Origin of the sequence: Hymenobacter algoricola (genome assembly GCF_039539525.1) — a bacterium.
Classification (GTDB): domain Bacteria; phylum Bacteroidota; class Bacteroidia; order Cytophagales; family Hymenobacteraceae; genus Hymenobacter; species Hymenobacter algoricola.
In genome coordinates this window covers 144480-154894 of record NZ_BAABDH010000036.1, presented here as the reverse complement: position 1 = coordinate 154894, position 10415 = coordinate 144480, and the positions used below count along the sequence as shown (strand labels likewise).

Here is a 10415-nt window from a genome sequence, read left to right as displayed (position 1 = left end):
GTGCCCAATGATTATCGGTGAGCAACGTACGGTCAGCATTCATCTTGAAAATAAGCCTATTACGACTTTGCCATGCCGAACGTTCTTGAGAACACGCCCTAGCTGGGCCTGCGCGAGCGGCGCCAAAAACAGCCCTGGCAGAACAAGTGCAAGACGTTTCATAGCACAAATGGGGAAGCGGTGCGACAAAGACATACCAATACCAGCATCTTGGTCAGCAACGCCCCGGCCCGCGCTGCCTTGTATAGTTCTTATCCAACGGGAAGCGGCCTGGGCGTAGTATCTGCAGACGCCAAAAATCAGCGCTTGGCTAGTACCGGATATCCGGATGCCCGCTCAGCAGCTCATCCTCAGCGTCCCCCACCAGATAATCGCCAACAACAAAAACGGAATGCGGGGCCACAACAGCCGCTACTTCGCCTTTCGCTACGGGCTCTGCCGTTGGTAGGGCAGGTTTATTATCAGGGTGAGAAGGCAACATGGTGGAATGCACGGGGCGCGGGCACAGATAAGGTGGATGTGAAAGCCGAAAAAACGGGCCCTTACTTCCTGGGTGAGAAGCGCTGCAAATATTGCACTTTAAAAATTATATATTTAATAAATCTTGTATATTTTTCCCACCCCAGCCGTTTCCAAACAAGGCGGCCCGGCATCCACTCAGGATGCCGGGCCGCTTTTGCATTATCTGCCAGCCCGAAGCTGACCTACAACTATTTGGTCTCCGTGGTGGTCGTGGTGGTCGACATAGCTGGAGCAGCCATAGCCGTGGTGTCGGTGGTTACCGTAGTGGTGGTAGAAGCCGAGTCCATGGCAGGAGCCGTGGTAGTTTCAACGGTGGTAGGCTCGGTAATGGTGGTTTCCGTGGTAGCAGTCTTCGACTCGCACGACGTCAGAGCAGCAGCGAATACGAAAGCAAGAGCGGAAACCTTCAGGAGATTCTTCATTTTTGGTGTTACGTTTGAAAAAGTTTGTCTGAAAAACGCCCTTCATACCGGCTTTCTCAGAAGGTAACCCGGCAGCAGAAAAAATATTTTTAGCGGGTTACCCAATCCTCACTCCTGTATTAACGAGCAAAGCGAATGGGCAAGGGCGTTCCTTCCTACACCGATGAAGAGTTTGTGGCGGCCATCCGCCACGGCGACGACCGGGCGCTGGCACGGCTTTACCGCCTGCACTACCCCATGATTTCGCACTACGTGCTGCAAAACAGCGGCACCGAAGACGAAGCCAAGGACGTGTATCAGGAAGGCGTAATGGTGTTTTATGAGAAAGTGCGCGACGGCTCCCTGGAGCTGAGCTGCCAGATCAAAACCTACCTCTACGCCGTGTGCCGCCGCCTGTGGCTGAAGCGGCTCACCGAGAAAACCCGCTTCGGCGGCCGCCTCGATGACCACGAGCCCTTTCTCGAAACCGGAGCTGAAGCCGATCTGGCCGCAGCCGAGGAGCGCGACCAGCAGTTTGCCCTCATGGGCGAGGCGCTGGACCGCATTGGGGAGCCGTGCCGCTCGCTTCTAGAAGGTTTTTACCTGCTGGACAAGTCCATGCAGCAACTCACGGCGGAGTTTGGCTACACCAATCCCGACAACGCCAAGAATCAGAAATACAAGTGCCTGGTGCGCCTTAAAAAGCTTTTTTTCGCCCATTATAAGGAGGAGGAATCGTTTTAGAGCAGCAGCGGGGTGCTTTGAGCCTATGAAAACGGAAGCTGACTACTACGCCTTATTTGAAGCCTACCGCAGCGAGGAGCTGCCGGCTCCGGAGCGTGCCCAGCTGGAGCACCGCCTCGCTGCCGACCCTGACTTCGCCCAGCACTATGCCAGCTTCACCCAGCTGACCACTACCCTGCACGCCTACGGCGACCGGCTCAGCACCCGCCGCAAGCTCCACGCCATTCAGGCCGACATGGATGCAGAAGCAGCCGTGCAGCTGGCGGGTGAGACCCTGGAAACCGGGGTACCGGCCATGCCAACCCTGTACATTTCGCCGGTCGAGCGGAAGCTGCGCGAGTTCTGGGGTGCCCACCGCGCCACCATGATGGTCGCCGCTTCGGTTGCCGTAATGGCCGTGTTTGCCACCCTGCTGGGGCTGGAGTGGTGGCGGGCGGCCCAACGGCCTTCGCTGTACGGCTACACCATGCTGCGTCGCGAAGTGGAGCGTATCAAGCGCAACCAGCGGGCCATGACCAAAGCCATTCAGCAGGTCGACGGCACCAAGTCGGCGGCGGAGCTGAACCCGGGCAAGTTCAGCGGCACGGGCTTCGCCCTGACTGCCGACGGCTACTTAGTTACCAGCTACCACGTAATTCAGGGCGCTGATTCGCTGCTTATCGAAAGCCACGACCGGCAGCGCTACCGCGCCGAAACCGTCTTCACCGACGTGGCCCGCGACCTGGCAATTCTGCACATCAACGACCGCAAGTTCAGTGGGTTTGGCCGCCTGCCCTACTCCTTTAAGCGTGGTGCCGCCGACCTCGGCGAGAAGGTATACACGCTGGGTTACCCACGAGAAGACCTGGTATTTAATGATGGTTCGCTGAGTGCCCGCTCGGGCTTCGAGGGCGACACGGCCTTCTACCAGATTTCGATTCCGGTGAACCCCGGCAACAGCGGCGGCCCGTTGCTGGATGAGCGCGGCAACCTGATCGGCATCATCAGCGGCCGGCAGATGGACATGCAGAGCGCGGCCTTCGCTACCAAGTCGTCGTACCTGATGCGGCTGGTGGACTCGCTGTCGGCGGCCGGCTCGGGGCAGCCTTACAACATGCCCCGCACCAACCTGCTGACCGGCACTTCGCGACCCAAGCAGATCCGGAAGCTGCAGGACTACGTGTTCGTGGTCAAGGTGTACGAATAGAGCCGGACCTTTCTTTTTTAAAAAAATCCCCACCCAGCCGGTGGGGATTTTTTGGTTTTCAGCACCCTGAAAACCAGACTACCCGGGGCCAAAACAGGGCAATCAGGCCCTCTTGCAACGCTACAAAAAGCAGAAGCAAAATATCTTGCCCGGGCTCATTAAACTTTTTCTATACTTCTGCTATCTATAGAGCCTGTGATTAGCAGAACTGCGGCTAATTGCATATTTTACAACCATTTACCGCCGCCTCACCGCTCATCCGCCTATGGACAGAAGATCTTTCCTCCGCAAAAACACCGCCGTGCTGGCGGCGCCGGCTGTGGCAGCAGCGCCCCGCCCCGATGATCCGCCGGGTACCGGCGACGAGCCCATCAGTAAGTTTGCCAACAAAAAGCTGCCGGCCACGGCCCGCTCCACGGCTGGCCTGGCGCCTTACTCCGGCCCCTGGGGCTATGATCAGGCGGCACACCTGCTGCGCCGCAGCCTGTTCGGGCCGACGCGGGCCGAGATCCTGACGGCTGCCGGCAGGACGCTGACGCAGGTGGTGAATGACCTGCTGATAGCGCCGGCGGCGCCGGCGCCGCCCCTGAACGTATCGGCAACGGATACCAGCGTACCCGTGGGCCAGACGTGGGTGACGCAGCCGTTTGACCAGAATTTCGAAGGCGTCCGCCGCGCCTCCCTGCGGTCGTGGTGGATGGGAAGGATGCTGAACCAGAATACCTCGCTGGTGGAAAAGATGACGCTGTTCTGGCACAACCACTTCGTCATTGAGTTTGCCGACATCAACGATACGCGCTACGGCTACCAGTACGTGACGCTGCTGCGCCAGCAGGCGCTGGGCAACATCCGGCAGCTGGCCAAGGACGTGACGGTGACTCCGGCCATGCTGCGCTACCTCAACGGCAACCAGAGTACCGGCGGCGCGCCCAACGAAAACTACGGCCGCGAGCTGCTGGAGCTGTTTACGGTGGGCAAGGGCCCGCTTGTCGGCCCCGGCAACTACACCACCTACACCGAGGCCGACGTGCAGGCCGCCGCCCGCGTGCTGACCGGCTGGCGCGATAATGCCACTACCATCAGCGGCTACTACACTGCCTCCCGCCACGACACGACAACCAAGCAGTTTTCGGCCGCTTTCGGCAACGTAGCCATCGGCAACGGTGGCGACCAGGAATACAAAACCCTGATTGACCTGGTTTTTGCTCAGGCCGAAACCGCGCGCTTCCTGTGCCGCAAGCTCTACCGCTGGTTTGTGTACTACGTCATTGATGCCACCACCGAGCAGAACGTGATTGAGCCGCTGGCTCAGCTACTGATTCAAAACAACTACAACGTGGCCCCGGTGCTGCGCACGCTGCTCTCGAGCGAGCATTTCTTTGACGTGGTGAACATGGGCTGCGTCATCAAAAGCCCGATTGATTTCACCGTGACGGTGGCGCGGCAGTTCCAGATTGCCTTTCCGCCCGCTTCCAGCCTGGCGGCTCAGTACGGCATGTGGGACTATCTGAACACGATTACCAACCTGCAGCAGCAGGTGGTGGGCGACCCGCCCAACGTGGCAGGCTGGGCGGCCTACTGGCAGACGCCCCAGTACTACGAAATGTGGATCAACGCCGTGACCCTGCCCCGCCGCAACCAGTTCACGGACCTGATGACCAGCACCAACGGCTACACCCGCAACGGTGCCAAAATTAACATCGACGTGCTGGCCCTGGTCACGGCACTGCCGCCCGCCATTGCCTCCGAAGCCAACCTGCTGATTGCGGAGCTGACCCGGCTGGTGTTCCCGATTCCGCTCACGGCCAACCAGCTGGCGTACCTGAACGACGTGCTGCTGCCCGGCCTGCCCGATTTTGAGTGGACCGACGAATGGACGCAGTACCTGGCCAACCCGACCAACACGGCCAAGAAGACCGCCGTGACGACCAAGCTGCAAACGCTGCTGCGCAGCATAATGATTCTGGCCGAATACCATTTGTCTTAGTCGGGGACTTGGGGGCTTAGGGTCCTGGATTTCTGGGTTGACCAGAAGTGCCGGATGTTGACCCTCAGCCAAAAACCAAGACCCTAAGACCCCAACTATCCAAGACTCCCCAATGAAACGCAGAGACTTTCTCCAAACCACCGCCGCCGCTTCGGTGCTGCCGGTGCTCCTGGGCGGCTTCCCGATTGGCGCCTACGGCTATTCGCCCGAGCTGGCGGCCCTGACCAACGCGGCTTCGCAGACGGACCGGGTGCTGGTACTCATTCAGCTCAACGGCGGCAACGACGGCCTGAACATGGTCATTCCGGTTGACCAGTATTCGGCTCTGATGAACGCGCGGCCCGACCTTGCCATTCCGCAGAGCCAGGTGCTGCCCCTAGCCACTGCCACGGGCCTGCACCCGGCCATGACGGGCCTCAAAAGCCTGTATGACAACGCCAAGCTGGGCGTGGTGCAGAGCGTGGGCTACCCCAACCCCAACTTCAGCCACTTCCGCGCTACCGACATCTGGACCTCGGCTTCCGACTCCAACGTGACCATCACCTCGGGCTGGGCCGGCCGCTACCTCGACAGCGAATACCCCGGCTTCCCAACCGGCTACCCCAACGCCCAGAGCCCCGATCCGCTGGCCGTCAGCATCGGCTCGGTGGTGAGCAACTGCGTGCAGGGGCCTGCGGTAAACATGGGCATGGCCATTGCCAGCACGGCCTCGTTCTACCAACTGCTGACCGGCAGCGTAGATACGGCTCCCAACACGCCGGCCGGCCACGAGCTGACGTTTATCCGGCAGGTAATTTCCCAGACCCAGATCTACACGACGGCGCTGCAGACTGCCGCGGGCCGGGCCCAGAACCTGTCGCCGCTGTACCCGGCGGCGGGCGTGAACTCCCTCTCGGATCAGCTCAAAATCGTGGCCCAGCTGGTAGCGGGTGGGCTGCAGACGCGGCTGTACGTGTGCAACCTCGGCGGCTTCGACACCCACGTGCTGCAGGTGCCGGCGACGGGCAGCACGGCCACCGGCACCCACGCCACGCTGCTGGGCAAAATCTCGCAGGCCGTGGAAGCCTTCCAGGATGATTTGCGCCGCCTGGGGGTGCAGGACCGCGTGGTGGGCATGACCTTCTCCGAATTTGGCCGCCGCATTCGGGCCAACTCGGGCAAGGGTACCGACCACGGGGCCGCGGCGCCGCTGTTCGTGTTTGGCACCAGCGTGAACCCCGTCATCCACGGGGCCAACCCGATCTTGCCGGCCACCGCGGGCGTGAACGACAACATCCCGATGCAGTTTGACTTCCGGGCTATCTATGGCAGCATCCTGAAAGACTGGTTCCGGGTGCCCCAGGCTACCATTAATGCCCTGCTGCCCTCCAACGGGGGACCGCACCCCTACGTGCCGGTGCTCCGGCCCGGCGTGGCTACCGGCGTGGCTTCGGCCGCCGATTCCAACGTGAAAAACTTCAGCGTGTATCCCAACCCGGTGCGCGAAACCGCGACGGTGGAGTTTGAATCCGACGGCGGGCATGTGCAGGTGCTGCTGTTCGATATGGTGGGCCGGGAAGTACAGCGCCTCGTGGACCGGGAGCTGCCGCGGGGCCGGCAGCAGCTGCCGCTTTCGGCCAGCGGGCTGGCGGCGGGTTCCTATTACTGCCACGTGCGCGAAGGCAGCCGCGTCAGCAGCAGCCTGCTGGCCGTGGAGCGGTAAAGCGCGGCGGGGAGCTACGGACCAGCTTATAATGGGGAAGTGGCGTATTTACTGAAAAAAGCCGCCGCCGGGGCAGCCCGGCAGCGGCTTTTTGCGTACAGGCCTCACAGTGGTTCCGCCACCTTATCTGAACCGACTTTTTCCACACCACACCAAAGCTCCGCTATGGAACAGCAGATCGAAAAACAAATAGAGAAAATTTTACCCGAAGATCTGGCCCGGGCGTTCGAAAGTGCTTACCACGTGCTCGTGCAAGGTAACCATGAGCACATGGACGATTTGCTGAAGCACGGCAGCACCCTGCTCAAAAAGGCCGCTCAGCGCTTTACGCCGACCCAGCTGATCTTCGGTATTGCCACCATTGCCGCCGTGGCCGTGGTAGTAGTTAGCCGCGCTGCTATGCCCGACCAGGAAGAGGAAGACGAAAGAACCTCGGCCGAGCCGCTGAAGGAAGAGAAAGCCAGGAAATCAGACGACGACAAAAAGGCAGCCAATAAGGGTACCCAGGAGCACCAGGGCCAGTAGGCTGACCCCATCCGCATTCATAAAAAACCCCGCTCAGTTTCCATTGAGCGGGGTTTTACGTTCTTAAGCCGGCCGCGCTTCCTTCGGCTACGCGGCCGGGGCCAGCACTGCCGGCTCGTTGTTGGCCGGCGAATTCACCTGCGTGCTGACCACGTACTCCTGCATCAGGCTGGCCGCGTAGGGCCGCAGCAGCTGCTGGTGCACCGCCACCGACAGACTATCGTCGAGCCAGGCCAGCTCGGCGGCGCGGTCGGGCAGAATGACGGGCATCCGGTGGTGCAGGCTCGCCATCAGCTCGTTGGGCTCGGTGGTGATGATGGTAAAAGTCGGCAGCACCTCTCCCGTACTGCGGTCGGCCCACTCGTCCCAGAGGCCGGCGAAGGCAAACGGCTGCTCATTGCGCAGCAGAATGCGGTGGGGCGTTTTGGGGCCTGTGGGGCCGGCGGTCTGCTGCCACTCGTAGAAGCTGTCGGCCAGCACCAGACAGCGGCGGCGCTGCAGCAGCTGCCGGAAAGAGGGTTTTTCACTCAGCGTTTCGGCCCGGGCGTTGATGGGCTTGGGCGCGGTTTTCACGTCCTTTACCCAACCCGGCAGCAGCCCCCACCGCACCAGCTGGATCCGGCCGGGCTCGGCATTGGTAATAACCGGCAGGGCCTGCGAAGGAGCCGCGTTGTAATTCGGCACCATATCCCGGACGAATGAAGCCTCGAAGCGTTCCTCAATAACGGGCTGGGGAGTGGTGAAGGTGTAGCGGCCGCACATAGCTAAAGCAAAGAAGTGGTGGGAAGTAATTGGGCACGCCCAAACGCCTGCGGGTGTTAGGTAGCAACAAAAAAGGCCGCCGGATAAGTCCGGCGGCCTTTTTTTATCTTAAGCAGCAAGCCTAGTTGTAGACGAAAGGCAGCGTGATGCTGCCGGCCGGGCCCTGCAGGCGCACCATGTATACGCCCGGCGCCAGGTCTTGCACCGCCAGCGGGTGCTGCTGGGCACCGGCCAGCGTGAGCTGCCGCAGCAGCCGGCCGCGCAGGTCGGTAAGCTGCACCTCGTACGCTCCGGCGGCGACGCCCGTCAGGTCCAGGGTCGTGGTAGCCAGGTGCGGATTGGGGTTCGGGTACACCGACACGTCGAGGCGGGCATTGGCGGCAAACTGTACGGCGCGCGTGGGGCCGTAGGAGCTTTGGCCGTCGGAGTCAACCTGGCGCAGGCGGTAATACACGGGCTTGCGCGTGAGCTGGGCCACGTTGGCGTCGCGATACTCGTACTCGGTGCGGCGGCCGGTGGTACCCTGACCCTGCACGCTGCCCAGACGCTCGAACCGCACCGCATCGATGGAGCGCTCTACTTCAAAATGGTCGTTGTTCTTCTCCGAAGCCGTTTGCCAGTTCAGCAGCGCGTCATTGCGCACAGCCCGGGCCGTGAAGTTTACCAGCTCCACCGGCAGGGGGGCGCCCACGGCCGTAACGAGCGAAGCCGTATTGTTGGCCAGCAGCGGATCCGGAACCAGGGAGTTGGCCGTGGCCTGGCTGGTCATGCTGGCCGGGGCGTTGGCGGGCACCGTGAAAGTCACGGCGTTGGCCACGGCCGGGGCGCCGCTGGCCAGCGAGGGAAGCGTGGCAAACGTCACCCAGCCGCTGAGGGGGTCGTAGAGGCCATTGTTGGCGGTTACGTCGGTGCTCGGCAGATTGATGGGCAGCAGCAGCTTGGGCACCACATCCAGCGCCGTCACCGAGCCCTGGTTGACGGTGGTCATGTTGTAGGTAACCAGCTGGCCGGGGGCAGTAGTCGCCGGCCCGCTGATGCTGGCCGCCACGTCGGCGCCGTTCACCGTGATGCGCATGTTGGCGGGGCTGGAAGTATAGTCGGCCCCCAGAATAGACTGCATGGTATAGGGCGCGACTACCGTCCCGGCAAACGTGCCGCTGGGCGTGAAGGTCACTACCCCCAGCGCATTCACGGTGAAGCTGCCCTTACCCGGCACGTTCAGGGAAGTCTGCTGCCCAACCGTGTTCGGGTCCAGATCCACGGACGATGGCTCGATGCTGCTGCCGGGCGCGATGTCGTTGTTCAGTACGGCTACCGTTACCGGCTGATTGTAGACTGTAGTGGCAAGGTCGGTATTGGCAAACGGCACCTGCACGATGTTCAGGTTGCGGATTTCGTGAATGTTGGTGCTGCCGCCCGTGGAGCCCGAAAAGCCCAGGCGCAGGTTCTGGGGCGGCGTCGGCACGATAAAGTTGTCGATGGCCGTCCGGATGGTGGGCCCGTGCTGAATACGCACCGAAATCCGGTAGGTGGTAATGGCGCCGAGCGTCGTGGGCACCACGTCAATAAAGGCGCGACGGTAATCCGCGTTGCCCGGCTGGGACCGTACCCCGTTCACGTCGAGCGTAAAGTCCAGGTCGCCGGGCTGGGTGCCGGTCAGGTACGGGTAATCGGTAGCGGCCGAGCCGTTGCCGGCCCCGCGGATGGCAATGCCGTTGGCCACGCGGCCGTTGGCATCCACTACCGCACTGCCTCCGGAGCGTCCTTCCGAACTGTTGGAGTAGTTGCCGAACTCATCAATACCGATACCGATGTAGCCGTTCGTGACGCCGTCGGCCAGGGGGGCCACTGTTTTTTGCGCGTAGCCCAGAGAGCCGCCGGTAGCCCCGATCTTGAAGCCCCCGGTGGGCTGCACGGCATCGACCAGGAACACGCTGAAGCCGTCGGCGCCGGGTGTGGTTCCGCCGTAGGAGAAGAACTCAAAGGAGATAGTGAAGCCCGCCGACGAGGGAAATCCGACGTTGTCGATGACGTAGCCGGCCTGGTTGATTACCGCGTCGGTGAGCCGCAGGTAGCCGGCCCCGACGGGGTCGTTGGTGCCGCCGGTGCCGGTGAGGCGGGCAGCCCCCCCAAACGTGAAGTTGGAGGCACTGCTGCCCTTGAAGGCTTCATTGCGGGGGAAAGCCGGCGTCTGGGCCAGCGCGGGCGTGAGCAGCGCGACGGCCGCAGCCGTCAAGCCGCTACTGCGCAGCAGTCGAAGTACACTGCCAAGCGAAATAGTACAAGTTTTTTTCATAATTGGAAAAACAAAGAGTACGGAGATGGAGCGGCTGTGCAATAGAGCAGCAATGAACATAGTCTTACCAAAGAAGGCAATATGGCATCCTACGCCTATCTTGGAATAAGAAAATTATCTGCAATTATTCTTTGCCTCTCACCGTTATTTAGCGCCATAGTTATATTATTAAATCATAAACCCTGTTCCTCTTTCGAGCAGGTTCTGCCATGGCCCCATGTTAGCGTGCTTGACGTCTGGATCTACTCTGATAGTCCCTTGCTGGAGTTACGCGCCGGCAGGCGTTTCGC

8 protein-coding genes are annotated in these 10415 nt (G+C 61.3%); 5 read left to right on the top strand and 3 right to left on the bottom strand.

From position 1 onward, the window contains the following. Positions 1-710: 710 nt before the first annotated feature. A complete protein-coding gene (locus ABD842_RS10160) occupies positions 711-944 on the bottom strand; it encodes a hypothetical protein (RefSeq protein ID WP_345113128.1) in 234 nt (77 codons plus the stop codon). Positions 945-1079: 135 nt separating this feature from the next. Between ABD842_RS10160 and ABD842_RS10155 the strand changes: the two genes are divergently transcribed. The 5 genes from ABD842_RS10155 (at position 1080) to ABD842_RS10135 (ending at position 7067) form a co-directional block, all read left to right on the top strand. Beyond that, positions 1080-1667, top strand: a complete 588-nt coding sequence (locus ABD842_RS10155) for an RNA polymerase sigma factor (protein ID WP_345113127.1) — start codon at positions 1080-1082, stop codon at positions 1665-1667. A gap of 25 nt (positions 1668-1692) precedes the next feature. Next, entirely contained in the window at positions 1693-2853 is a 1161-nt protein-coding gene (locus ABD842_RS10150; protein WP_345113125.1) for a trypsin-like peptidase domain-containing protein, read from the top strand. 265 nt (positions 2854-3118) lie between these two features. After that, positions 3119-4840, top strand: coding sequence for a DUF1800 domain-containing protein (locus ABD842_RS10145; protein WP_345113123.1), 1722 nt, complete (start codon positions 3119-3121; stop codon positions 4838-4840). A 112-nt stretch (positions 4841-4952) separates the two neighbouring features. Continuing rightward, on the top strand, positions 4953-6542 hold the full coding sequence (locus ABD842_RS10140; protein ID WP_345113121.1) for a DUF1501 domain-containing protein: 1590 nt from the start codon (positions 4953-4955) through the stop codon (positions 6540-6542). A gap of 270 nt (positions 6543-6812) precedes the next feature. After that, positions 6813-7067 (top strand): hypothetical protein, encoded by a 255-nt coding sequence (locus tag ABD842_RS10135; protein WP_345113120.1) that lies wholly within the window; start codon positions 6813-6815, stop codon positions 7065-7067. 87 nt (positions 7068-7154) lie between these two features. Here ABD842_RS10135 and ABD842_RS10130 read toward each other — a convergent pair whose 3' ends face one another. Then, on the bottom strand, positions 7155-7829 hold the full coding sequence (locus tag ABD842_RS10130; RefSeq protein WP_345113118.1) for an SOS response-associated peptidase: 675 nt from the start codon (positions 7827-7829) through the stop codon (positions 7155-7157). Positions 7830-7950: 121 nt separating this feature from the next. Next, complete coding sequence (locus ABD842_RS10125) at positions 7951-10125, bottom strand: T9SS type A sorting domain-containing protein (RefSeq protein WP_345113116.1); 2175 nt, start codon at positions 10123-10125, stop codon at positions 7951-7953. Positions 10126-10415: the final 290 nt, after the last annotated feature.

What these genes read in the sequence shown, in the direction of transcription:
- ABD842_RS10160 (WP_345113128.1), bottom strand. Translation starts at nt 944, where the DNA reads ATGAAGAATCTCCTGAAGGTTTCCGCTCTTGCTTTCGTATTCGCTGCT.
- ABD842_RS10155 (WP_345113127.1), top strand. Translation starts at nt 1,080, where the DNA reads ATGGGCAAGGGCGTTCCTTCCTACACCGATGAAGAGTTTGTGGCGGCC.
- ABD842_RS10150 (WP_345113125.1), top strand. Translation starts at nt 1,693, where the DNA reads ATGAAAACGGAAGCTGACTACTACGCCTTATTTGAAGCCTACCGCAGC.
- ABD842_RS10145 (WP_345113123.1), top strand. Translation starts at nt 3,119, where the DNA reads ATGGACAGAAGATCTTTCCTCCGCAAAAACACCGCCGTGCTGGCGGCG.
- ABD842_RS10140 (WP_345113121.1), top strand. Translation starts at nt 4,953, where the DNA reads ATGAAACGCAGAGACTTTCTCCAAACCACCGCCGCCGCTTCGGTGCTG.
- ABD842_RS10135 (WP_345113120.1), top strand. Translation starts at nt 6,813, where the DNA reads ATGGACGATTTGCTGAAGCACGGCAGCACCCTGCTCAAAAAGGCCGCT.
- ABD842_RS10130 (WP_345113118.1), bottom strand. Translation starts at nt 7,829, where the DNA reads ATGTGCGGCCGCTACACCTTCACCACTCCCCAGCCCGTTATTGAGGAA.
- ABD842_RS10125 (WP_345113116.1), bottom strand. Translation starts at nt 10,125, where the DNA reads ATGAAAAAAACTTGTACTATTTCGCTTGGCAGTGTACTTCGACTGCTG.